Source organism: Sphaerisporangium sp. NPDC005289, from assembly GCF_040607455.1.
In the GTDB taxonomy this organism is placed as follows: domain Bacteria; phylum Actinomycetota; class Actinomycetes; order Streptosporangiales; family Streptosporangiaceae; genus Sphaerisporangium; species Sphaerisporangium rhizosphaerae.
Map to the genome: position 1 here is coordinate 421,757 of NZ_JBEXGS010000002.1, position 23,126 is coordinate 444,882.

At 73.6% G+C, this 23,126-nt stretch carries 18 protein-coding genes and 1 pseudogene; 11 read left to right on the forward strand and 8 right to left on the reverse strand.

Features of this window, described 5'->3' with window-relative positions; all coding sequences use genetic code 11:
- Window positions 1–51: 51 nt before the first annotated feature.
- Window positions 52–1,371 (forward strand): GH1 family beta-glucosidase, encoded by a 1,320-nt coding sequence (locus tag ABZT47_RS04635; RefSeq protein ID WP_354836151.1) that lies wholly within the window; start codon window positions 52–54, stop codon window positions 1,369–1,371.
- A 60-nt stretch (window positions 1,372–1,431) separates the two neighbouring features.
- Here the strand turns inward: ABZT47_RS04635 and ABZT47_RS04640 are convergent, their stop codons facing one another.
- The 3 genes from ABZT47_RS04640 to ABZT47_RS04650 form a co-directional block, all read right to left on the reverse strand.
- Entirely contained in the window at window positions 1,432–2,259 is an 828-nt protein-coding gene (locus ABZT47_RS04640; protein WP_354836153.1) for an SDR family NAD(P)-dependent oxidoreductase, read from the reverse strand.
- The gene (locus tag ABZT47_RS04645; protein ID WP_354836155.1) at window positions 2,256–3,491 is read right to left on the reverse strand and encodes an acyl-CoA dehydrogenase family protein; all 1,236 of its coding nucleotides are present in this window, start codon (window positions 3,489–3,491) and stop codon (window positions 2,256–2,258) included. Before ABZT47_RS04645 ends, ABZT47_RS04640 begins: the two co-directional genes overlap by 4 nt.
- 182 nt (window positions 3,492–3,673) lie before the next feature.
- Entirely contained in the window at window positions 3,674–4,072 is a 399-nt protein-coding gene (locus ABZT47_RS04650; RefSeq protein WP_354836572.1) for a signal peptidase I, read from the reverse strand.
- 489 nt (window positions 4,073–4,561) lie between these two features.
- Between ABZT47_RS04650 and ABZT47_RS04655 the strand changes: the two genes are divergently transcribed.
- Window positions 4,562–5,458 (forward strand): aldose 1-epimerase family protein, encoded by an 897-nt coding sequence (locus ABZT47_RS04655; protein WP_354836157.1) that lies wholly within the window; start codon window positions 4,562–4,564, stop codon window positions 5,456–5,458.
- Between the two features lie 112 nt (window positions 5,459–5,570).
- Window positions 5,571–6,569, forward strand: a complete 999-nt coding sequence (locus tag ABZT47_RS04660; protein WP_354836159.1) for an aminoglycoside phosphotransferase family protein — start codon at window positions 5,571–5,573, stop codon at window positions 6,567–6,569.
- Between the two features lie 204 nt (window positions 6,570–6,773).
- Here the strand turns inward: ABZT47_RS04660 and ABZT47_RS04665 are convergent, their stop codons facing one another.
- Complete coding sequence (locus ABZT47_RS04665) at window positions 6,774–7,334, reverse strand: hypothetical protein (protein WP_354836161.1); 561 nt, start codon at window positions 7,332–7,334, stop codon at window positions 6,774–6,776.
- A 249-nt stretch (window positions 7,335–7,583) separates the two neighbouring features.
- On the opposite strand from ABZT47_RS04665, the gene ABZT47_RS04670 reads away from it, so the two are divergent.
- Both ABZT47_RS04670 and ABZT47_RS04675 read left to right on the forward strand, forming a co-directional pair.
- A complete protein-coding gene (locus ABZT47_RS04670; protein ID WP_354836163.1) occupies window positions 7,584–8,861 on the forward strand; it encodes an FAD-dependent oxidoreductase in 1,278 nt (425 codons plus the stop codon).
- Window positions 8,862–9,050: 189 nt separating this feature from the next.
- Window positions 9,051–10,391: a class II 3-deoxy-7-phosphoheptulonate synthase gene (locus ABZT47_RS04675; protein WP_354836165.1), complete on the forward strand. Its 1,341-nt coding sequence runs from the start codon at window positions 9,051–9,053 to the stop codon at window positions 10,389–10,391.
- 155 nt (window positions 10,392–10,546) lie between these two features.
- On the opposite strand, the pseudogene ABZT47_RS04680 reads toward ABZT47_RS04675, so the two are convergent.
- The 3 genes and pseudogenes from ABZT47_RS04680 to ABZT47_RS04690 form a co-directional block, all read right to left on the reverse strand.
- Window positions 10,547–11,005 (reverse strand): annotated as a pseudogene (locus ABZT47_RS04680) (thioredoxin domain-containing protein); the annotation flags it as partial.
- 193 nt (window positions 11,006–11,198) lie between these two features.
- On the reverse strand, window positions 11,199–11,582 hold the full coding sequence (locus ABZT47_RS04685) for a hypothetical protein (protein WP_354836167.1): 384 nt from the start codon (window positions 11,580–11,582) through the stop codon (window positions 11,199–11,201).
- A gap of 259 nt (window positions 11,583–11,841) precedes the next feature.
- Window positions 11,842–14,253 carry an ExeM/NucH family extracellular endonuclease gene (locus ABZT47_RS04690; RefSeq protein WP_354836169.1) on the reverse strand — a complete coding sequence of 804 codons (2,412 nt, stop codon included), beginning with the start codon at window positions 14,251–14,253 and terminating at the stop codon, window positions 11,842–11,844.
- A gap of 216 nt (window positions 14,254–14,469) precedes the next feature.
- Between ABZT47_RS04690 and ABZT47_RS04695 the strand changes: the two genes are divergently transcribed.
- Both ABZT47_RS04695 and ABZT47_RS04700 read left to right on the forward strand, forming a co-directional pair.
- A complete protein-coding gene (locus ABZT47_RS04695) occupies window positions 14,470–15,936 on the forward strand; it encodes a pentapeptide repeat-containing protein (protein WP_354836171.1) in 1,467 nt (488 codons plus the stop codon).
- Between the two features lie 165 nt (window positions 15,937–16,101).
- A complete protein-coding gene (locus tag ABZT47_RS04700; RefSeq protein WP_354836173.1) occupies window positions 16,102–16,824 on the forward strand; it encodes a permease prefix domain 1-containing protein in 723 nt (240 codons plus the stop codon).
- A 120-nt stretch (window positions 16,825–16,944) separates the two neighbouring features.
- Here ABZT47_RS04700 and ABZT47_RS04705 read toward each other — a convergent pair whose 3' ends face one another.
- Complete coding sequence (locus tag ABZT47_RS04705) at window positions 16,945–17,295, reverse strand: helix-turn-helix transcriptional regulator (RefSeq protein WP_354836175.1); 351 nt, start codon at window positions 17,293–17,295, stop codon at window positions 16,945–16,947.
- A gap of 88 nt (window positions 17,296–17,383) precedes the next feature.
- Here ABZT47_RS04705 and ABZT47_RS04710 point away from each other — a divergent pair, with 88 nt between their 5' ends.
- Genes ABZT47_RS04710 through cydC form a run of 4 tightly spaced genes read left to right on the forward strand, consistent with a single transcriptional unit; the run spans window position 17,384 to window position 23,083 of the window.
- On the forward strand, window positions 17,384–18,568 hold the full coding sequence (locus ABZT47_RS04710; RefSeq protein WP_354836177.1) for a cytochrome ubiquinol oxidase subunit I: 1,185 nt from the start codon (window positions 17,384–17,386) through the stop codon (window positions 18,566–18,568).
- A gap of 41 nt (window positions 18,569–18,609) precedes the next feature.
- Complete coding sequence (locus ABZT47_RS04715) at window positions 18,610–19,413, forward strand: cytochrome d ubiquinol oxidase subunit II (protein ID WP_354836179.1); 804 nt, start codon at window positions 18,610–18,612, stop codon at window positions 19,411–19,413.
- Window positions 19,414–19,430: 17 nt separating this feature from the next.
- Window positions 19,431–21,320 (forward strand): thiol reductant ABC exporter subunit CydD, encoded by a 1,890-nt coding sequence (cydD, locus tag ABZT47_RS04720; protein ID WP_354836181.1) that lies wholly within the window; start codon window positions 19,431–19,433, stop codon window positions 21,318–21,320.
- Window positions 21,317–23,083 (forward strand): thiol reductant ABC exporter subunit CydC, encoded by a 1,767-nt coding sequence (cydC, locus tag ABZT47_RS04725; protein WP_354836183.1) that lies wholly within the window; start codon window positions 21,317–21,319, stop codon window positions 23,081–23,083. Before cydD ends, cydC begins: the two co-directional genes overlap by 4 nt.
- The last annotated feature ends 43 nt before the right edge of the window (window positions 23,084–23,126 follow it).

The window sequence follows — 23,126 nt, forward strand, 5'->3', positions numbered from 1 at the left end:
CGGCCGGGAGCCCGGGCCGTCGCGCGCCCCCACCCCCCGAAGGAGAACCCCGTGCCTGAGCAGCGTTTCCCCGACGAGTTCGTCTGGGGTGCGGCGACCTCCGCCTACCAGATCGAGGGCGCCACGGAGGAGGACGGGCGCGGGAGGTCGATCTGGGACACCTTCGCGGCGGTCCCCGGCAACGTCAAGAACGGCGACACCGGCGCCGTGGCCGCCGACCACTACCACCGTCTGGGCGAGGACCTCGACCTGATGGCCTCGCTGGGCCTGCGCGGCTACCGCTTCTCCATCGCCTGGCCGCGCGTCCAGCCGGACGGCGCGGGCGCGGTGAACCAGGCCGGCCTGGACTTCTACCGCCGCCTGGTCGACGGGCTGCGCGAGCGCGGCGTCCATCCCATGGCCACTCTGTTCCACTGGGACCTGCCCCAGGCGCTGCAGGAGGCCGGCGGCTGGGAGAACAGGGACACCGCCGAGCGGTTCGCCGACTACGCCGCGATCATGTTCGACGCGCTGGAGGTCCGCGACTGGCTGACCATCAACGAGCCCAAGACCGTCGTCGACTGCGGCTACCGCTGGGGCATCCACGCGCCGGGGGTCCAGGACGAGGGGCGGGCCTTCGTGGCCCTGCACCATCTGCTGCTCGCCCACGGACGCGCCTCGCGCGTGCTGCACGAGGCCCACCCCGGCCGGCGCATCGGCCCGGCGCTCAACCTGCACCCGACCTACGCCGCCGAGCCCTTCACCGGCGCCGACGCGGCGGTCTGGCACCAGGACGGGCTGGAGAACCGGCTCTACCTCGACCCGATCTTCACCGGCGCCTACCCCGAGGACACGCTCGCGTGGATCGCCGAGCGCAGCCCGATGCCCGACCGCATCCTCGACGGCGACCTAGCGGTGATCAGCGAGCCCATCGACGTGCTCGGCGTGCAGTACTACACCCCGCACTTCCTGGACGCCGAGGGCAACCGCGTGCACAAGCACCCGACGGCGCAGCTCGACTGGCTGGAGATCTACCCGCGCGGTCTGTACGACACCCTGACCCGGCTGAAGTACGACTACCCCGCGGTGCCGATCGTGATCACCGAGAACGGGGTGCCCGCGCCCGACGAGGTCGGCCCGGACGGCGGGGTCGCCGACGGCGAGCGCGTCTCCTTCCTGCGCGACCACCTCGCGGCCGTGCACGACGCGCTGGCCGAGGGCGTGCCGGTGGAGGGGTACTACGTCTGGTCGCTGCTGGACAACTTCGAGTGGGCGGAGGGCTACGACGCCCGCTTCGGCATCGTGCACGTCGACTACGCCACCCAGCGCAGGACGCCGAAGAGCAGCGCCCTGTGGTATCGCGACCTCATCTCCTCCGGCCGCCTCGCCTAGACCTCCGGCCGCCTGGCCTGAACTTCCTCCGGCCGCCTCGCGCGACCGGCGCGGGAAAGGTCAGGCGCGCGGGCCGGGGGCGCGGCGGAACTCGAACGGGGCGCTCTCGCGGCCGGGCACCACGAACCAGCACTCGCCTGTGCCGTCGCTGTCGAGCAGCTGAATGAAGGCCTCGGTCACCGCGGAGACCGGGAGGATGGGAAAGCCCATCTCCTCGAGCACGGCCTTGCCGCCGCCGAGGATCGGGGTGTCGGCGAAGGACGGGCACAGCGCCTGCACCTTGATGCCGGCCCGGGCGAGGGCGGGGCCGAGCGAGCGGACCAGCCCGACGACGGCGTGCTTGCCGGCGGCGTAGATCGGGTCGGCGGGGATGCCCACGATGCCGGCCATGCTGGAGGTCGCCACGATGGTGCCGCCGCCGGCCGCCCGCAGCGCGGGCGTCGCGGCCCGCACGCCGAACACGACCCCGTCGAGGTTGACGCTCATCGCCAGGCGGTAGCGCTCGAGGTCGAAGTCGTCGCCGAGGCCGCAGCCGGTGGTCACGCCGGCGTTGAGGAAGGCCAGGTCGAGCCGCCCGTACCGCTCGACCGCCAGGGCCACGGCCTTCTCGCTGTCGGCCGGCCGCCGCACGTCGCAGCGCGCGGCCGTCCCGCCGATCTCGCCGGCGACCTCCGCGGCGCCCGCGTCGTCGATGTCGGCGACGACGACGCGGGCGCCGCCCTCGGCCAGCCGGCGGGCGACCGCGGCGCCGATGCCGCCGGCGCCGCCGGTGACGAGGGCGACCTTGCCGTCGAGCCGGTCGGAGCGCACCACGTTGGACGGCGCGGGCGCCGGCCGCTCCTCCCCCGTTGCGGGGACGAGCCCGCTGATCAGGTCGATCTCGTTCACAGTGGCAACCCTCCGGTGGCGGCGCTGGTGGAACCGGTGGCCCGGTACGCGGCGATCGTACGCTCGGCGATGCGCATCTGGTGGATCTCGTCCGCGCCGTCGGCGAAGCGCGCCCACCGGGCGTGCTGGAACATCTTCGCCAGCGGGGTGTCGGTGGAGTAGCCGAGCGCTCCGTGCACCTGGATGGCCCGGTCGATGATCCGGTTGAGGCTGCCGGCGACGAAGTGCTTGGCCATCGAGACCTCGGTGCGGAAGTCCTCACCCTTGTCGATCTTGGAGGCGGCGTGCAGCACCATGAGCTTGCACTGGTACAGCTCCATGGCCGAGTCGGCGATGAGCCACTGGACGCCCTGCTTGTCGGCCAGCAGCGAGCCGTGGCTGTAGCGGTTGAGCGCCCGGTCGACCATCATGTCGAGCGCGGTCTCCGCCTGGGAGATCCAGCGCATGCAGTGCGCGAGCCGCGCGGGGCCGAGACGGTACTGGCCCAGGCGGTGGCCGTTGCCCCGGCCGCCCAATATCGCGCCGTCGGGCACCCGCAGATCGGTGATGACGATCTCGCTGTGCCCGGTGGAGCCGTGCATCGTCTCGACCTCGCGGACGTCGTTCCAGCCCTCCTGGGGCAGGTCGACCAGGAAAGCGGTGTTGGCGCCGCGGGAGCCCTCAGGGACGTCGGTCTCGGTCCGGGCGATGAGGATGGCGAAGCTCGCGCGGCGGGCGTTGGAGATGAACCACTTGTGGCCGTTGATCACCCACTCGTCCCCGTCCCTGACGGCGTGCGTGCGGATGAGCGTGGGGTCGGAGCCTGCCACCTCGGGCTCGGTCATGGCGAAGCACGACATCTTGGCGCCCTCGAGCAGCGGCCGCAGGTAGCGTTCCTTCTGCTCGTCGTCGCCCCAGTGCAGCAGCGTGTGCATGTTGCCCTCGTCGGGGGCCGCGCAGTTGAGGATCCAGGGGCCGAGGCGGGTCTTGGCGGCCTCCGACTGGACCATGGCCAGCTCGACGTGGCCGAGACCCATGCCGCCCCACTCCTTGGGCATATGAGGCAGCCACAGCCCCTCTTCACGCGCCCGGGCGCGCAGGCCGAAGATCACCCGCAGGTACTCCTCGCGCGTGGTGGCGGCCGTCTCGTCGTCCAGGCCCTCGACGGCGGGGACGACGGTGCCCCGGATGAAGTCCCGCACGCGCCGGCGGATCTCCTCATGCTCGGGGGCGAGCGTGAAGTCGATGGCCATCGGACCCCTCCTCGTCGGCAGGCGTCGCCCGCCCTCGGCGCGCCCGCGGCGGCACGTCCCAATACGCTCGCCCGAGGATCTCAGGCATCCGCCCGGCACGATAGACGCCCCTCCCCAAAACGGCACCGCCCCGCCGCCCCGCCGCCCCTTCCCTTCGCCGGGTGCGATGGACCGCCCGGCGCTCAGGGGACCGCGTAGCCCGGGACGGAGGGCCAGCGGACGGTGATCACGACCGAGTCCTCCTCGGCGTACCAGGAGTGGTCGACTCCCCGCCCCCAGACGACGTAGTCCCCCGGCTCGGCGAGCAGCACGCCGCGGCCCGGCAGTTCGACCCGGAACCGGCCGCGCACCAGGATGAGCAGCGCGGTGCGCTTCTCGCCCCTGACCCATTCGGCCCGCTCGTCGCCGCGGGCGTGCACGCCCCACTTGATCTCGACCTCGTCGCTGTGGCGCGGGTCGCCGGGCGGCTTGAAGTGCCCGAGCAGCCAGCCCTGGTCGCCGGCCGCGTCCACGTCGGCGCGCCCGACGTACACCCCGTCCATCGGATCCGCCGGGTCCGCCGGGCCTGCCGGGTCGGTCATGTCCGTCACGGACGGTGACGCTAGCAGGCGGCCGGCGTTCCCCGGCGAGGAGGCGGGGATGGCGGGGGTCAACTGGGATGGTCGGAGGTCTCCTCACAGGACCGAATCGCCGGTAACCTGACGTGGTTCACATAATGAGCTGACAATGGGCATTGACTGCCTGTGCGGGAGTTCTCGCACGCCGGGGGCTTGTGGTGAAAGGGCGGGACAGCGCCGCACCGGGGATCGGTCTCGGCTGTCCGAAACCGGTTTGACCTGCGGTGGCGCCCATTCGATCAGGGTCGCGCCGAAACCCCACTACGTGTGACCGTATTTACTCAATTAGTTGACTCTTTGCGCCAAAGCCCCTACCTTTAGGGCGCTATGGGAGCGCTCCCACTTTCCGGGACCCGGTGACGACCACCGGAAGACGACCGGGAAGATGGGAGGCGTGCGCCCTGGTGCCGCCCGGAATCTGGTTGTTCGCACGTCGATGAGAGGATTTCCCCCGTGCCTCAGTACGCTCTCCACGGTGGCGGCTATCACGCCGAGGTGACCAAGATGGGCGCGGCCCTGCGAGTGCTCAGGCACGGCGACCGCGACCTGGTGGCCACCTGGCCCCCCGAGGGACCCGTCCCGCACTACAGCGGCACCCTGCTCGCCCCCTGGCCCAACCGCGTGGCCGGCGGCCGCTACGGTTTCGACGGCGAGCGGTTCGAGGTCCCGGTCAACGAGCTCGAACGCGGCCACGCGCTGCACGGCCTGGTGGCCTTCGCCGACTGGGAGCTGGTCGAGCCGCCCACCGCCGAGGGCGACCAGGGGTTCGTGCGGCTCGCGCACACCATCGAGCCCACCCCCGGCTACCCGTTCCGCCTGGCCCTGCAGGTGCGGTACGCGGTGAGCCCCGAGGGGCTGGCGACGACGCTCACCGCCGAGAACATCGGCGAGCGCCGCGCCCCCTACGGTTGCGGCCCGCACCCGTGGCTGATCGCCGACGACGGCCCCGAGACGGGCTGGGAGCTCGACCTGCCGGCCGGCCGCGTGCTGCGCGTCGACGACGTCCTGATCCCCACCACGCTGGAGCCGGTCGACGGCACGCCGTTCGACTTCCGCTCCCCCCGCCCGCTCGCCGCCACCGTGATCGACGAGGCGTTCACCGGGCTGGACGCGGCCCCCGACGGCTTCGCCCGCGTGCGGCTGAGCGGCGAGCGCGGCGCGGTGCAGATCGTCTGGGACGCGGCGGCGATGCCGTGGGTGCAGGTCTGCACGGGCACCGGCTTCGGCCACCGCGGCATCGCCGTCGAACCGATGACCTGCCCCCCGGACGCCTTCAACACCGGCACCGACCTCGTCGTCCTGGAGCCGGGAGACAAGCACGAGGTCACCTGGACCATCTCCGCCGTGTGAGGCGCGCGCGCCCGGGCGGCCGGCGAGGGCCCCGGTCTTCGCCGGCCCCGCCCGTCCTTCCTTTCTCCTTCCCTTCCCCTGACCGTCTTGACCAGCCGAAGTGATGTGACCGATGGAGAGCAGGACCAAGCGCCGGCTGTCGGCCGCCCAGTTGGACGCGCTGATCCGTGGAGCGGTGGAAACGGGGGTGCGGTCGGCCGAGGAGCTCACCGACGGCTTCGCCAACGCGGTGTGGCTGGTCACCCTCGACGACGGCCGCCAGGTCGTCGTGAAGGTCGCACCGCCCCCCGAGCTGCGGCAGCTCACCTACGAGCGTCACCTGCTGCGCACCGAGGCGCTGGTGTACCACCTGGCCGGACCCACCGGCCTGCCGCTGCCGCGGCTGCTGCACTCGGGCTTCGACGACCCCGGGCTCGGCGGCGACTATCTGCTGTTCTCGGCGCTGGACGGCGTCCCGTGGAGCCAGGCGGGCTCCCTGACCGACGCCGACCATCGCGCGCTGCGGCACGAGGTGGGCGGTCATCTGGCGACGCTGCACACGATCCCCGGCCAGGGCGTCTACGGCTACCCCTACGCCGGTCTCACCGGCACGACGTGGCGCGACGCCTTCGTGGTGATGACCGGCGCGCTGCTGGACGACGCGGTCCGCTACGCCACGCCGCTGCCCTGCTCGCTGGTGGACATCGCGGGCGCCATCCACGCCAACCTCCACGTGCTGGAGGAGGTGACGGCGCCCTCACTCGTCCATTTCGACATCTGGCCCGGCAACGTGTTCGTGACCGCGCAGGGCGAGGGGCCGCCGCGCGTCCAGGCGCTGATCGACCACGAGCGGGCCTTCTGGGGCGACCCGCTGGCCGACTTCATCACTCCGACGATCTTCGGGCGGCTGAGCGAGGACGACCCGATGCTGGTGGGATACCGGCAGGCGGGCGGCAAGCTGGACCTGACCCCGCAGGCCCGCGTCCGCGAGGCTCTGTACCGGCTGTACCTCAACCTCATCCTGCTGGTGGAGAACGGCCCCCGGCAGTACCCGCCGGAGGACTACGCCCGCATCCGCGAGCCGGCGACCGCCGGGGTGACCAACTGCCTGGCGCTGCTCAGGCAGCGCTGACGCGCCGTCCCCGGACACGCCAGGAGCGCCGCCGCCCTCAGCGAGTGGGGGCGAGGCGGGCGCGCCTGACGCCGCGGCCGGCGCGGGCGCCGGGCCGAGCACCGGTGCTCCACCGGCCGTGACAGCCGGCGACGCCCCGGCAGGGCCGCCCAGGGACCGGGTCCCCGGACGGCCGCCGGGTCGTCGATGGTGTCGCCGCGCATGTCAGGCGCTCGTGTCCCGGCCGGCCCGGGGCCCGGCGACCAGCCGGTCGCCGTCGTAGGCGTCGCGGCCACGCACCGGTTCGGTGGTGGTCTCGACGTGGTCGGCGCCGGGGTAGGCGCCGCGGTCGGCGGGACGGGCGGCGGGGATCTCCACCCGGTCGTCGACGCCGTCGCCGTCATGGTCGGGCATGTGCGCGTGCCGTCCGGCCGGCGTGGGCGCGGCGGCGGTGGCGGCCGGAGTGGTGTTCTCGGCCTCCAGCCGGCGCTCGAGGCGGCGCTTCTCCTCCTCCAGCCGGGCGACGCGGTCACGCGTCTCCACCCGCGCCTCGCGCATCTTCCTGCGCTTGGCGCCGGCGCGCCGCATGCCGGCCGTCAGGATCATCAGGCCGATCAGGAACACGGCCGCGGTGGCCGCGCCTGCCAGGAACAGCTCCAGCTTGCTGAGCTGGAAGGTCCGGTCGAGCACCGTGACCGACGCCGCGATGCCGCCGGTCTCGTCGTTCGCCACCGCGACCAGGGTCGCGCCGGCGAGCACGATCAAGAGCAGGCCCAGCACTATCATGTGACCTCAACTCCAAGTCGCCTCGTTGTCGCCCCTTCGTGGGCGCAGACCGACTGCCCCGGAGCCCTCCGGTTATTCCTCCCGCGCCCCAACCATGACGTACGCGATCGCCGTGGGCGCCGGGGAATCCGGCCCGTGGGTCCCTTCGGCGGCCGGTGGCCCCGGCATGGTCACGAAAGGCGCCGCCGTCCGCCGCGCCGGGCTTCACCCGAAAGACAGGGTGTGCGATGATTTCATCAGGTGATGAAAATGCGGACCACATGTGCGATCGCCGGAGGCGGCCCCGCCGGCGCCGTCCTGGCCCTCCTGCTCGCCCGGGCCGGGGTGGAGGTGACGCTGCTGGAGAAACACGCCGACTTCCTGCGCGACTTCCGCGGCGACACCGTCCATCCCTCGACCCTGCAGATCCTCGACGAGCTCGGGCTCGCCGGGGAGTTCCTCGCGCTGCCCCACCGCAAGGCCGAGAAGGTGCTGGTGTGGACCGACGAGCGCGTCCTGACCGTCGCCTCCCTGCGCGGGCTGAAGAGCAGGTTCCCCTACATCGCGTTCGTCCCGCAGTGGGACTTCCTCAACCTGGTCACCGCGGCGGCCCGGCGCTATCCCACCTTCCGGCTGCTCATGGAGGCCGAGGTGGTGGGCCTGATCCGGGAGGGCGACGCCGTGCGCGGCCTGCGCTACCGCGACCGGGACGGGCGGGAGCACGAGCTGCGCGCGGCCCTCACCATCGGCGCCGACGGGCGGCGCTCGGCCGTGCGCCGCGCCGCGGGCCTGGTCCCGGTGGAGCACGGCGCGCCCATGGACGTGCTGTGGTTCCGGCTGCCGCGCGAGGACGGCGACACCGCGGACGCCTTCCTGCGCGTCTCGGCCGGGCGGATGATGGTCGCGATCAACCGCGAGAGCTACTGGCAGCTCGCCTACCTGATCCCGAAGGGCCGGTTCGAGCAGGTCAGGGCCGAGGGCATCGAGGCGCTGCGCGCCTCCATCGGCACGCTGGTGCCCTTCCTCGCCGGCCGCACCGGGGAGCTGGCGAGCATGGAGCAGGTCAGCGTCCTGCGGGTCGCCGTCAACCGGCTGCGCCGCTGGCACCGTCCCGGGCTGCTGCTCCTCGGGGACGCCGCGCACGCCATGTCACCGGTGTTCGGCGTCGGCATCAACCTGGCCGTGCAGGACGCGGTGGCCGCCGCCAACCTGCTCGCCGGGCCGCTGCGCGCCGGGGCGGTCCCCGAGGAGCTGCTGCGCCGGGTGCAGCGCCGCCGCACCCTGCCCACGGTCGTCACCCAGCTCGCGCAGCGCGCGGTGCAGGCCCTGGTCATCCGCCCGGCGCTGCGCGACGCGCCCCGGCCGGCACCGGCCCTGCGTGATCGCGCCACGCCGGGCGGGGCGGCGCGGCCCGATGCCGCGCCGTCGCGGCCGCGTGACCCCGCGCGCCTGCCGCTCATCGGAGCCCTCGCCCGCCGCTTCGTCGGCTTCGGCGTCCTGCCCGAGCATGTCCGCACGCCTCAGGCTCCCCGGGCGGGCGCCTCCTGAGGGCAGGAAACGGGCGCCTCCTGACGGCGGGAAAGGGGCACGAAAGGGTCCGGATGGGCGAGCCGGCCTCGCGACGGCCGGCGTACGGGCGTGGCACGACTCCTCGCATCTCCCCCCGAATGGAGAAAGATTTCTCACCTTGTGGACACGGACTCTGTCACACGGGGAAAGGTGCAATAGCCTTTTAGCGTGAGCGCCGAACCGATCAACCTGGATTCCTGGCGGGAGCTGCCCGCCGCGCAGCAGCCCGAGTGGCCCGACCACTCGGCGCTGGAGCGCACCGTCGCCGAGCTGCAGGGTCTGCCACCGCTGGTGTTCGCCGGCGAGTGCGACGAGCTCAAGGACCGGCTCGCCGCCGTGGTGCGCGGCGAGGCGTTCGTGCTGCAGGGTGGCGACTGCGCCGAGACCTTCGCCGGCGCGACGGCCGACAACGTGCGCAACAAGCTCAAGACGCTGCTGCAGATGGCCATCGTGCTCACCTATGCCGGCCGTGTCCCCGTCGTCAAGATCGGCCGGCTGGCCGGGCAGTTCGCCAAGCCGCGTTCCAGTGGGACCGAGACCCGGGGCGGGGTCGAGCTGCCCGCCTACCGCGGCGACATGGTCAACGGCTTCGACTTCACCCCCGAGTCGCGCACGCCCGACCCCGCGCGGCTGCTGCGCGCCTACCACTCCTCGGCAGTCACGCTCAACCTGGCGCGTGCCTTCACCAAGGGCGGCTACGCCGACCTGCGGCAGGTGCACGCCTGGAACCAGGACTTCGTGGCCGAGTCGCCGGCCGGCCGCCGCTACGAGCAGCTCGCCCGCGAGATCGACCACGCGCTGGCGTTCATGCGGGCCTGCCGCGCCGATCCCGAGGAGTTCCACACCGTCGAGTTCTACTCCTCGCACGAGGCGCTGATCCTCGACTACGACCGCGCGCTCACCCGCGTCGACTCCCGCACCGGTCTGCCCTACGACGTGTCGGCCCACATGGTGTGGATCGGCGAGCGCACCCGTCAGCTCGACGGCGCCCACGTCGAGTTCTTCAGCCGCATCCGCAACCCCATCGGCGTCAAGCTCGGGCCCACCACCTCGCCCGAGGACGCCCTCGCGCTCATCGACAAGCTCAACCCCGCCAACGAGCCCGGCCGGCTGACCTTCATCACCCGCATGGGTGCCTCCAAGGTGCGCGACGCGCTGCCCACGCTGGTGGAGAAGATCCACGCGAGCGGCGCCCAGGTCGCGTGGATCTGCGACCCGATGCACGGCAACACCTTCGAGGCGCCGAGCGGCCACAAGACCCGCAGGCTCGGCGATGTGCTGGACGAGGTCACCGGCTTCTTCGAGGTGCACCACGCCCTCGGCACCCACCCGGGCGGCATCCACATCGAGTTCACCGGCGACGACGTCACCGAGTGCGTCGGCGGCGGCCACCCGATCGTCGAGGAGGACCTGGCGCTGCGCTACGAGACGGCCTGCGACCCGCGCCTCAACCGCAGCCAGTCGCTCGACCTGGCCTTCCAGCTCGCCGAGCTCTACCGCTCCAGCTGAGCCCGGCGGGCCCCGCACGACAACGGCCGGGCCCGCCGTGCGCCGAGCCGGGCGGGCCCCCGCACGACGAGAGCCGGCCCCGCCGCCCGTGGAAAGGGCGGCGGGGCCGGCTCTGGCGTTCGCGTGGCTCCCGTGCTCGGGGGCGGCGGCCTCGCTCAGGGGCGGCGGCCGTCGTCGGGGCCCTCGGCGACCCCGGAGTCGATGTCGGAGGCGATCTCCTTGCGGATGGCCTCCATGTCCAGGGCGCGCACCTGCCTGATCAGGTCCTCGAGCGCGGGCTCGGGCAGCGCCCCCGGCTGGGCGAACACGACGATGCCGTCCCTGATCGCCATGACCGTGGGGATGGAGGTGATCTCGAAGCCTTCCGCCAGGCCCCGCTCGGCCTCGGTGTCGATCTTGCCGAAGGTGATGTCCTCGTGCTTCTGCGAAGCCTTCTCGAAGATGGGCCCGAAGGTGCGGCAGGGCCCGCACCACGCCGCCCAGAAGTCGAGCAGGACGATGCCCTCGTCGGCGATGTCGTTGAAGTTCTTCTCGGTCACCGCGATGGTCGCCACAGTGTTTCCTCGTCTCGTGTCTCGTCGATTCCGATCGGCATAACCATCTACCCTTTCCCGGAATTCCGCACCAGATCGCGTCTGGGGAGGGCGCCCCGCGTACCGGTGGAAACGAGCCGGCCACCCCTGGGGGACCCAGGGGTGGCCGGAGGGAGCGGCGCGGCTTCGGCGGCGAGGGGGGCCGGGCGGCGGCGGTTCGTCGCCGCCGCGGGGACCGGTGGGACGGGGGCCACCGCGGTTCGCCGGGCGTCGGCTAGGAGCAGTCCTTCGCCAGCTTCTGGGTGGCTTCGGTGGCCCGGGTGCCGAGCTTGGTCAGCTCGGTCGCCGCCGCGGCCGGGTTCGACGCGTCGATCTTGATGGCGCCCCAGGAGAGGGACAGCTCCGTCAGGGTGTCCTTCAGGTGGCCGTCGGCCTTGCCCGACAGGCCCTTCAGCTTGGCGGCCAGGCCGGCGTTCGCGGTGTTGAAGGCGTCCAGGTTTCCGGCGCCGGCCGCGGCCTGGGTGCTGTAGTCCTGGAACGCCTTGACGGCGTCCTGGCAGACCGCCTTGGTGCTGCCGCCGCCGCATCCCGTCGTGAGCGAGAGCAGGACCGCCGCCGCGCAGACGGCGAGGGCGCGGCGGGAGAGGATGAGGGACATCGTGCGCCTTTCCTAGTGATCTTTTTCGATCGAGAAGCTAGTGGCGGCGCCTTACAGGCCGCTTTCATCCCGCCTGCACGCGGGTCCGGCCGTTCCCGGGCCCGCGCGCCGCGCGCTTCGTCCGATCACTCGTCGGGGCGCATGCCGTCTTGGGGTGCGGTGGTCCTTCGGCGGCCCACCGCGGTTCCCCGCGGGCGCTCGCAGGCCCTGCGGGGAACCGGGTCAGGTCGCACGTTCGGCGCTCCAGGCCGCGTGCGTCCTACAGCTTGAGCCCGAACAGCAGCGGGTCGTGGTCGGAGGAGCGGAAGGCTCCCGGCGAGTAGAGGGCCGGCGGGTTGAACTCGGTGTTGTAGTCCATGAACCTGCCCTCGTCGGCGTTGATGTGCCAGATGGTGGCGCCGGTCACCTGCTTGAGCAGCTGCCTGCCGACCAGCACGTGGTCCAGCTCGCCCGACAGGCTGTCGAAGACGTAGCTGTAGCGGTCCTTCTTGTCGAGGAACTTCTTGCTGACGCTCACCAGCTTCCCGGCCTCCAGGGTGTGGATCGGGTCCTCCTCGCCGTAGGCGTTGAGGTCGCCGAGCACGACCGGGTTGGTGAGGCCCAGGGTGTCGATCAGGCCGAGGACGGCCTTGGCCTGGCGGACGCGCTCGTCGTTGAAGCAGCTCTGCCCGTCGCCCTGGTCGAGGTCGGCCCCGGTGGCGCCGTCGCAGCCCTTGGACTTGAAGTGGTTGACGATCATCGTGAAGGAGGATCCGCCGCCCTTGACGCGCTGGAAGTCCTGGATGAGCGGCGGCCGGCGGAAGACCGGGTCGCCGGAGGAACGGGGGGCGCCGACCGGCTTGACCACCGCCGGCTTGTAGATGAGGGCGACCTGGATGGCGTCGGTCCCGGGGACCGGCGAGGTGACGCCCTTGTAGGTGCCCGCGCCGACGGCGGCGTTGAGCGCGTCGACCAGGGTGTTCAGCGCGGTGGCGCCGTTGTTCTCGACCTCCATGAGCCCGGCGACGTCGGGGTCGAGGCCCTTGAGGGTGGAGACCAGCTTGGCGAGCTGGCGGTCGCGCTCCTCGGCCGTGGTGGCGCCGCGCGATCCGAGCGTGGTGAACCAGTTGAGGGTGTTGAGGCTCGCGACCCGGACGTTGCCGCCGACCTTGCCGGGCGCGGCCGGGCGCGGGTTGTCGGGGGTGAAGACGACCGGCTGGGACGGCTCCACGCGGTACAGGCCGAAGCCGTAGGTCAGCACGCCGGTGAGGCCGGTGGTGGCGTCGCCGACGCGCACGGTGTTGGCGCCGTTGGTGTGGTAGGGCAGCTCGGGCGGGTTCTGGAGGTTGGAGGCGTCGTCGAGCAGGATCCGGCGCCGGGCGTCCAGCGCCGGGTCGACCTTCTCGCGGTCGGTCGGCTGGAAGAGCCGGCCGTGGGAGGACAGGGTGATCTCGCCGTAGCGGCCGAGGTTGTAGACCTCCGAGACGGTGAGCGCCTGCGGGAAGGTGACCAGCACGCCCTCCAGCGGCTCCAGGCTCGCGCCCTCGGCGACCGGCAGCTTGACCTTCGCGGGCTTGACCTTGCCGGTGCCGCACACCTCGACGGAGGTGACCGGGGACAGCTCGGTCAGGCCGTTGTACTCGGTGACGGTGCCGCTGACCAGCACGCGGTCGCCGACGGCGGCGGGCTTGGCGGTGAAGACGAACACCGCGTCGGAGGTGGCCGGGTCGGCGTCGGGCGTCGGGTCCTGCAGGTAGAAGCCGCCGAGGGATCCGGTGCCCTGGTAGTCGGCGGTGACGACGCCCTCGACGCGCACGGTCTGCCCGGCCAGCGGGCTGGTCGCGCCGCCGCCCTGGACCTGCGCGATCTGGTGGTCCGCCGGGAGCGTGCAGGGCTCGGCGGTGCGAGTCGGCGTGGGGCTCGCCGTCGGCGTCTCGGTGGGGGTCGGTGTGGGGGTGGGGGTGTCGGTCGGCGTCACCGTGGGCGTCGGGGTCACCGTCGGCGTCGGCGTGGGGTCGCCCGGTGTCGTGCCGCAGGGGGCGGCGGGGGTCGCCGAGTTGCGCGGCGCCGGGGCGCCGGCGGTGAAGTCGGCGGCGTTGGCGTCGGTGTCGGCGCAGCCGTGCTCGCCGCGGATCGCCGCAGTGGAGTTGGTCAGCGCCGGGGCCGCCGCGCCCTCGGAGAAGTTGGCGGTGCCGTATCCCACCAGGTCGCCCAGCAGGGCGAGCTGGTCGGCCGTGCAGGGCGCCGAGCCGCCGTTGCAGGCGAGGCCCTCGGCGGAGCGGACCAGCGCGACCTTGCCCGCCGTGCCGCTCAGCGCGAGGCCGCCGGTGGCGTCGGGGGCCGGCAGCGGGGCGCTGGGCGTCGCACCCGCGGCGAGCTGGACCAGGTGGTAGCGCCCGGGGGCGAGGGTGCCGGACAGGTCGAGCTTGTTGGCGTCGAAGGTCCCGGTGCCGGTGGCGCTGGCGTACTGCAGGGACCATCCCTCGAGGGTGACGGCGGAGTCGCCGCGGTTGAACAGCTCCACGAAGTCGTTGGTGAGCGGGGCGCCGGTGTTGCCACCGCCGCCGTACACCTGGCTGATCACGACGGTCCCCGGCTCGGCCGAGGCCGGGGACGAAGAGAGGGCGGCGGCACCGGCGACGATCATGCCGGCGGCCGTGAGGGCGGCGAGCGCCCGGGATAGAGCACGCATGACCGGGAGCGTAGGCCCGGGAAAGCCCGCTATCTCGTACTAGAACTAGATAGAAGGTGAAATAACCGAAGCTTGACAGTTGATGTCTAGCGAGCGCCGCCAGGCTTGTCGTGCTTGGACCTAGCGGGCCGGGCGCACCCGACGCCATGGATACACTCTGTCAGCTTCCCGTCACGATTTAGCGACCCGTTACCCGACATTGGGTATGACTTTGGCATGACGCCCCCGCTGAAGACGCTCTCCCTCGACGTCGGCTGGCAGACCTGCGACGCGTCGGCCGCGTGCGTGGGAATCACGTGCCGGCCCTACGACCGCTGCCTGGCCCATCTGACCCCCGCCGAGTTGGAGGAGGTCCTGGCCGGCCTCGCGCCCGGCCGCGGGGTCGACCTGCGCGGCACCACCCTCGCGGAGGAGCTGCTGGACCGCGTGCTGTCGGCCACGGGGCGCCATCTCGGCAGGGCCAGGTTCGACCGCGCGCAGTTCACCGGGCCGGCCCGGTTCGCCGAGGTCGTCTTCGCGGGGGACGCGAGCTTCGACCATGCCCGCTTCGACCGTCTGGCCTCCTTCTTCGGCACCCGCTTCACCCGCAACGCCTCCTTCCGCGAGGTGCGCTTCTCCCGCGAGTTCTCCATGCACGGCGCCCGCCTGCGCGGGCACGGCGCCTTCGACCGCGTGCGCATCGGCAGCGACGCGCTGTTCGGCGACGCCCGGTTCGGCAGGGACGCCTCCTTCCGCGGCGCCGAGTTCCACGGGTTCGCCGCCTTCGACGGCGCGGTCTTCGACAACGACGCCCTGTTCCGCGGGTCCCGCTTCCGCCGGGCGGTGTCCTTCCGCAAGGCGGCCTTCGGCGGCACGGCCGGGTTCGAGGGGGCCGGGTTCCACGGCGGCGCCTACCTCACCGGTCTGCGCGCGGGCCGCCGGCTCGTGCTCTCCGGCGTCCACGCCTCGGCGCCGGTGGAGCTGGAGGCCGCGGGATGCCCGGTCGACCTGCGCGGGGCCCGGCTGTCCTCCCGGCTCACCGCGCGCCTGTCGGACGTCGACCTGGAGCTGCGCGAGGCCGTGCTCAGCGGGCCGGCGACCGTGACCGGCGCGGCCGGCGGGCTTCGGGTGCTGTCGCTGGACCGGCTGGACGCCGGCGCGCTGACGCTGCGCGGGGCCGACCTGAGCGGCTGCCGGCTGGCCCAGGTCCGCCATCCGGAGGCGCTGCGGCTGTCGGAGTGCGTCTTCGCCGGCACTCCGCGGGGCGTGCGGGTCGCCCTGAACTGGCCGCCGGTGCTGTGGTGGAGCGAGCGCCGGGTCCTCGCCGACGAGCGGGCCTGGCGCGGCTGGTCCGCGCGGCCCGAGCAGCCGCTCGACCCGGGCCGGCTGGCCGGCCTGTACGAGCGGCTGCGGCGCGCGGTGGACGACAAGAAGGTCGCGGCCGACTTCGCCTTCGGCGCCATGGAGATGCGCCGCCTGGCGACCCGGCGGCGCCGGGTGCGGCTGGCCCTCGCGGCCTACTGGCTGGCCTGCGGGTACGGCCTGCGCATGGGGCGCGCGTTCGGCTGGCTGGTCGTGGCGGCGGCCGTCGCCGCCGGGGCGCTGTTCTGGACGGCCGGCGCCCATCCCGCCCGGCGCCCGGTCGGCCACCGCTCCCCCGCTCCCGCCCCGGTCGTGCACGCCACCGCGACCGGCGTCGGCTGACCCGCGGGCCGGCAGGGGTCTGAGCGGCACAGATGCGCGCCCGCATACCGGGGGAACCGGCCCGACCTCCAGGGATGCGTCAGGGATTACCCGGATTACCCCCCGGCCCGTCCTGAGGAGACAATGAGGGCCGGAGCCCACGGAGGGCGGAGACCTGGGGAGAGCATGGCGAGCGCGAGTGTCATCGACGACTACGTGAGCACACTCGGCCGCACGCTGCGGGGCTCCACGCGCGTCAGGCGCGATCTGCTCGCCGAGGCGCGCGACGGCCTCGCCGACTCCGCCGAGGCGTACCTGGCCGAGGGGTTCGACCGGGCGGAGGCCGAGCGCATGGCCGTCGCCGAGTTCGGTCCGGTCGACGAGATCGCCCCCGGTTACCAGGAGGAGATCGCCGCCCACCAGGGTCGCAGGACCGCCGCGGTGATGTTCGTGACCGTGCCGCTCATGACGCTGATGTGGAGCGTCATCTGGAAGATCTTCCCCGAGAACCCCTGGACCGTCACCGAGGTCAGGGCGGCGTGGTTCACCCCGCTCGCGCGCTTCCTCGACTTCTTCCAGTTCGGCGTGGGCGTCCTCGGCGCGCTGGCGCTGCTCGCCTTCAGCGGTCCGCTGCGCGCGGTGCGGCGCCCGGGCGTGCTCACGCGCGCCCTGGGCATCCTGCTGTGGATCCAGGTGCCGGCCATCTGCCTGATGGGGCTCGCCCTGGCCGCGGGCGCCGGCCGGGCGCTGAGCGGCTTCGACGCCTACCCGCCGGGCATGGTCGCGAGCCTGGTGAGCTACCTGGTGTCGGGCTCGCTGCTGTGGAGCGCCACCCGCTGCGTGATCGTTTCGCGCCCGCTGCCGGCCGCGTCCGCCGCGACGGTCTCCCAGCGGGGCGCGCTGAACTGAGCGGCGCCGCCCCGGCCGGCGCGTGCCGGGGCGCCCCTTCCCGAGGCGGCGCGCACGGCGTCCACTCCTGAGGTCAGGGCGTCCAGTCCTGAGGCAGGGCGCCGGCCTCCTGCGGCGCGTTCACTCCTGGGGCTGGGGCGCCGACTCCTGGGGCCGGGGGGACAGGACGCTGCCGATGGCGTCGGTGAACTGCCGCCATGACGACCGCTCACCGGCCAGCGCGGCGTACCCGCCGGAGGTCAGCCGGTAGGTGCGGCGCCGGCGGCCGGCCACCGTCGCCCACTCGCTCGTCAGGTGGCCCACCCGCTCCAGCCGGCGCAGGGCGGGATAGACGGTGCCGGTCGGGACGTTGAGCGCGCCTCCGCTGCGCTCCTGCAACGCCTCGATGATCGCGTAACCGTGCAGCGGCCCGCCCTCCAGGACGGAGAGCAGCAAAGCGTCCATGTGACCGCGGAGCGCGTCGGGATTCACCGCTCAAGCCTACTCAGGTGCGTCATGACGTCATTCTATAGGTAGGCTCTCTACATGTAGACAGACACAACGTAGAGAAAGAGGAGCCATGGACGTGACCGACCTGGCGCGGCTCCAGTTCGCGGTGACGGGGGCCCTGCACTTCCTGTTCGTCGTGCTGACGCTGGGCCTGGCCCCCCTTGTCGCGATCATGCAGACCCGCCACGTCATCAGCGGCAGGCCGGTGTTCGAGCGCATGACGCGCTTCTGGGGCCAGATCTATCTGATCAACTACGCGCTCGGCGTGTTCACCGGCCTGGTGATGGAGTTCCAGTTCGGGCTGAGCTGGAGCGGGCTGACGCACTACGCCGGGGACGTGTTCGGCGCGCCCCTGGCGATCGAGACGCTGGTGGCGTTCTTCCTGGAGTCCACCTTCCTCGGCCTGTGGATCTTCGGCTGGAACCGCCTGCCCAAGAAGCTGCACCTGGCGTGCATCTGGCTGGTGGCGCTCACCGCCTACGCCAGCGCCTTCTGGATCATGGTGGCGAACTCCTTCCTGCAGCACCCGGCCGGCAGCGTCCAGCGCGGCGACCACCTGGTGCTGACCGACTTCGGCGCGCTGCTCACCAACCCGAGCCTGGTGATGGCCTTCCCGCACGTCATCGGCGCCGGACTGTTCGCCGGCAGCTCCCTGATCATCGGCGCCAGCGCCTACCAGCTCTTCCGCCGCACCCCCGAGCAGGAGTTCTTCCGCCGGTCGCTGCGCACGGGGGTGGTGTGGGCGCTCGTCGGCACCAACATCGCCGTCGGCTTCGGGTACGCGCAGTTCGGCTTCGTCCGCGACATCCAGCCGGACAAGTTCAAGGGCGCGATCCCCGGGATGGCGCTCGGCAACATGATCCTCATCGGGCAGCTCGTGCACCTGATCGTGCTGTTCCTGCTGCTGCCGCTGCTGTTCCGCGACCTGCTCGCCCGCGCCCGGTGGCTGCATCCGGTGCTCATGCTGATGACGCCGCTGCCGTTCGTCGCCGCCGTCCTCGGCTGGCTCGTCCGCGAGGTCGGCCGCCAGCCCTGGCTGGTGTACGGCAAACTCACGGTGGCCGACGCCATGTCGCCCGGCCTGACCAGGCCGATGATCACCCTCTCCTTCGCCGCCTTCGCGGGCGTGCTGGCGCTGCTGGCCCTGGCCGACTACGTGCTGATCGCCCGGGTCGTCCGGCGCGGCCCCGACAGGGCCGACCTCGGCGTCGCCGAGCCCGCCGACCCCTCCCCCACCCCCTCGCTCGTCCTGTGACCCCCGGCGGCAAGGCCGCCCCCGAATGAGGAGCTCCCCCCATGGAGATCATCTGGTTGGCGATCCTCGCCGTGCTGCTGGTCGGCTACTTCGCCCTCGAAGGCTTCGACATCGGCGTCGGCATGCTGCTCCCGGTGCTCAGCCGGGCCCGCGAACGGGCCGGCGAGCCGGGCACGCGCGCGCGGCACCGCGACCGCCTGGTGGCCGCGATGGCCCCGTTCGTCCTGGCCAACGAGATCTGGCTGATCGCGGCGGCCGGCACGCTGTTCGGCGCGTTCCCCTCCCTGGAGGGGACGGTGGTCCACGGCCTGTACCCGGTCGTGGTGACCCTGCTGGTGTCCTGGATCCTGCGCGACGCGGGCCTGTGGTTCCGGCGCAGGCTGGACGGCGCCGCCTGGCGCGGCTTCTGGGACGCCGTGCTGTGCACCGGCTCGTGGGGTCTGGCCCTGAGCTGGGGCGTCGCCCTGGCGTCGGTGGCGCGCGGGCTGCCGGACGGGCCGTTCGACCTGGCCGGCCTGCTCGGCGGCGCCGTGGTGGCCGCCGTGTTCGCCTTCCACGGCCGGGCCTTCACCGAGTGGCGCCTGTCGGGCCCGGCCGAGGCCCGCCGCACCGGCCGGCGGCTGCGCCTGTCGGCCGTCGTCGCCGCCCTGCCGGTGGCCGTGCCGCTCGCCGCGCTGTCCCCGGTGCTGCTGGAGCACGCCGCCTCCCCCGCGACGCTGAATGTGCTCAATCTCATCGTCCTGCCCGTCGTCCCCATCATGGTCGCGGCGCAAGTATGGGTATGGCGCACCTTCGGCCCGGCCAGGCCGGCGGGCGCCGCCGCGGCCGTCCCTTCCTTCTTCTAGAGGACTTCGAGGAGCCGATGCACAAGGATCTGCTGCGCCTGGCGCGCACCGTGCCAGCGGTCCGCCTGCACCTGATGGTGTGCCTGGCGGCGGCCGTCCTCGCCGGGTCGCTCGTCCTGGCGCAGGCCGAGCTGCTGTCGGGTGTGCTCTCAGGGGCGTTCACCACGGCGGCCCTGCTCCCGCTGGCGGCCGTGGTCGTGGTGCGCGCGCTGCTGGGCGGCCTGCAGGGCGTCACGGCGGGGCGCACCGCGACCGCGCTGAAGTCGGTGCTGCGGCGCGAGCTGCTGGCGCGGCTGCGCGACCTCGGGCCGGGCGGGCTCAGCGCCCGCCGGTCCGGCGAGCTGGTCACCCTGGCCGGACGAGGGCTGGACGCGCTGGACCCCTACGTCACCGGCTACCTGCCCGCGGTCGCCGTCGCCGGGGTCGTGCCGGTCGCCGTGCTGGTGCGGCTCTTCGCGGCCGACCTCGGCACCGCCGTCATCGTCCTGCTCACGCTGCCGCTGATCCCGGTCTTCGGGGCGCTGGTCGGGTGGCAGACCAAGGCGGTCACCGAGCGGCAGTGGCGGGCGCTGTCGCGCCTCGGCGGCCACTTCCTCGACGTGGTGCGCGGCCTGCCCACGCTGCGCGCGTTCGGGCGCGCCCAGTACCAGGCCACGGTGGTCCGGCAGGTCGCCGACGCCCACCGTTCGGCCACCATGCGAACCCTGCGGGTGGCCTTCCTGTCCTCCCTGGTGCTGGAGCTGGTCGCCTCGCTGTCCCTCGCGCTCGTCGCCGTCCCGGTCGGCCTGCGGCTGCTGTCGGGGTCGCTGGACCTGCGCACCGCCCTGCTGGTGCTGCTGCTCGCCCCCGAGGCCTACATCCCGCTTCGCATGATGGGCACCAGGTTCCACGCTGCCATGGAGGGGGTCGCCGCGGCCGACGACGCCTTCGCCGTCCTGGAGCGGACCACCTCCGGCGCCCTCGACACGCCCGTACCCGCCCCGGCCGCCGCGATGCCGGCCGGTGTGCCGGAGATCAGGCTGGAGAACGTCACCGTCCGCTACCCGGGGCGCGAGGACGCCGCGCTCGACGGCGTGTCGCTGACCCTCGCCCCCGGCGAGCGCGTGGCGCTGGTCGGCGAGAGCGGCGCCGGCAAGAGCACCCTGCTCCACCTGCTGCTCGGCTTCGTCACCCCCTCCGAGGGCCGCGTGCTGGTCGACGGGGTGGACCTTTCTGCCGTGGACGCCGGCCGGTGGCGCCGCCGCCTGGCGTTCGTGCCGCAGCGCCCCCACCTGTTCGCCGCCTCCGTCGCCGACAACATCCGGCTCGGCTCCGACGCCTCCGACCAGCAGGTCCACGCCGCGGCGTCGGCCGCACGGGCGGCGGAGTTCGCGCAGGCGCTCCCCGAGGGGTACGCCACCGTCGTCGGCGAGCGCGGGGCCGACCTGTCGGCGGGCCAGCGGCAGCGCGTCGCGCTGGCGCGCGCGTTCTGCCGCCCGGACGCGCAGGTGCTGCTGCTGGACGAGCCGACCGCGCGCCTGGACGGCAGGAGCGAGGCCGCCATCGTGGCGGCCACCCGGACGCTGGCCGAGGGCCGCACCGCGGTCATCGTCGCCCACCGGCCCGCGATGATCGAGCTGGCCGACCGCGTCGTCCGCGTGGCCGACGGCAAGATCATCTCCGACCGCCCGTCCACCCCGCCCGGCGACGCGCTCCCCGTCCCCGCCGCCCCGAAGCCCCCGCCCGCCTCCGGCGACGCGACCTTCGCGTCCCCGCCCACCCCGGCGAGGAATGCGGCGAACGGGGACCCCCCACCCACCCCGAAGCCGCCGACGACCTCCGGCGAGGCCATCCGGTCCGCCGCGGAGCCGGTGCGGGTCGCGGGGCCGGGCGGCGAGGGCGGGACGACGCCGGGAGGCGGGCGATGACCGCCGGCACGCCGACCGGGCCGGTGACCAGCCCGGACGCGTCCGTCCCTGGGAGGAACCCGGTGTCCTGGCGGAACCCCGTGTCCGGGATGGGCGGGCGCACGCTGACCGCCGTCGCCGCGGGCGCCGCCGCCGAGCTGGCGTCGCTGGCGCTCATCGGCTGCGCCGCCTGGCTGATCACCCGGGCCGCCGAGCGGCCGTCCCTGGCCGCCCTCAGCGTGGCGATCGTCGGGGTGCGGGCCTTCGCGACCAGCCGGGGCGTGTTCCGGTACGCCGAGCGCCTGGCCGGGCACGACGTGGCGCTGCGCGCGCAGGCCACGACCCGGGAGCGGTTGTACCGGGCGCTCATCCCGGCCCGCCCGCCCGGCCACCGAGGCGCCGACCTGCTGAGCCGCATGGTCGACGACACCGACGCCGTCCAGGACCTGCTGGTCCGCTGCCTGCTGCCGGCCCTCGCCGCCCTGGTGACGGCCGTCGCCGCGGTGACGCTGGGGGCCTTCCTGCTGCCCGCCGCCGCGCTGGTCCTGCTCGCGGGCCTGCTGCTCGCCGGTGTGCTGCTGCCCGCCGGGACGGCCGCCGCCGCCCGCCGGTGGTCGGCGCGCCTGGCGCCCGCGCGGGCCGACCTGGCGGCCCGGGTCGCCGACCTGGTGCACGGCGCCGCCGACCTGGCCGCCTACGGGGCCGGGGACCGGGCGCTGGCGTCCGCCGCCGAGGCCGACGCGCGGCTCGCGGCGCTGGAGCGGCGGCAGAGCCGGGCGAACGCCGCGGCCCTGATGGCCGGCACCCTCGTTCAGGGCCTCACGGTGGCCGCCGTGGTGCTGACCGCCCAGCGGGCCCAGCTTGGGACGGTGGCGACGGCCGTGCTGGCGCTGACGGCCCTGGTGTCGTTCGAGCCGGTCCTGCCGCTGGCCGCGGCGGGCGAGCGGTTCGCCGGGGTGAGCGCGGCCTTGCGCCGGCTGCGGGAGGTCCAGGCCGTCCCGGCCGCCGTACCCGAGCCGGCCGCGCCCGCCCCCGCGCCGCGAGGCCCGCTGACCGTCGAGGTGGCGGACCTGGTGGTCCGCCACGCGCCCGGCCGCCCCGCCGCGCTGGACGGCGTCGGCCTCACACTGACCCCCGGCAAGCGGGTGGCCGTGGTCGGGCCGAGCGGGGCGGGCAAGAGCACGCTGCTGTCCGCGCTCATGCGCACGACCGGCTTCGAGTCGGGGAGCATCCGCCTCAACGGCGCCGACGTCCGCGCGTTCTCCACCGACGACGTCCGCTCCCTGATCACCGGGCTGACGCAGGACCCCTACGTCTTCCGTGCGACGCTGCGCGACAACCTGCGGCTGGCCGGTCCGGACGCCGGTGACGACGAGCTGGCCGAGGCGGTGCGCCGGGCGCGGCTGGACGCCTGGGTCGAGCGCACCGGCTGGGAGGTGACGCTGGGCGAGGACGGGCGCACGGTCTCCGGCGGCCAGCTCCAGCGGCTCGCCCTGGCGCGCGCGCTGCTGCACGACCCGGAGGTCCTGCTGCTCGACGAGCCCGCCGAGGCGCTGGACGGCGCCACCGCCGACGCCCTGATGGCCGACCTGCTCGACGCCACCCACGGCCGCACGACGCTGCTGGTCACCCACCGCCTGCACGGCCTGGAGGGCGTGGACGAGATCGTCGTCCTGGAGTCCGGCCGCGTGACCCAGCGCGGCCGCCACGAGGAACTGATCTCCGCCCCCGGCTACTACCACGACCTCTGGCACTCCGAGGCCCTCACCACGCCCTCCGCCTGACCACCCGCACCGATCCGGCCGCCTGATGCCGAAACGCGGGGCA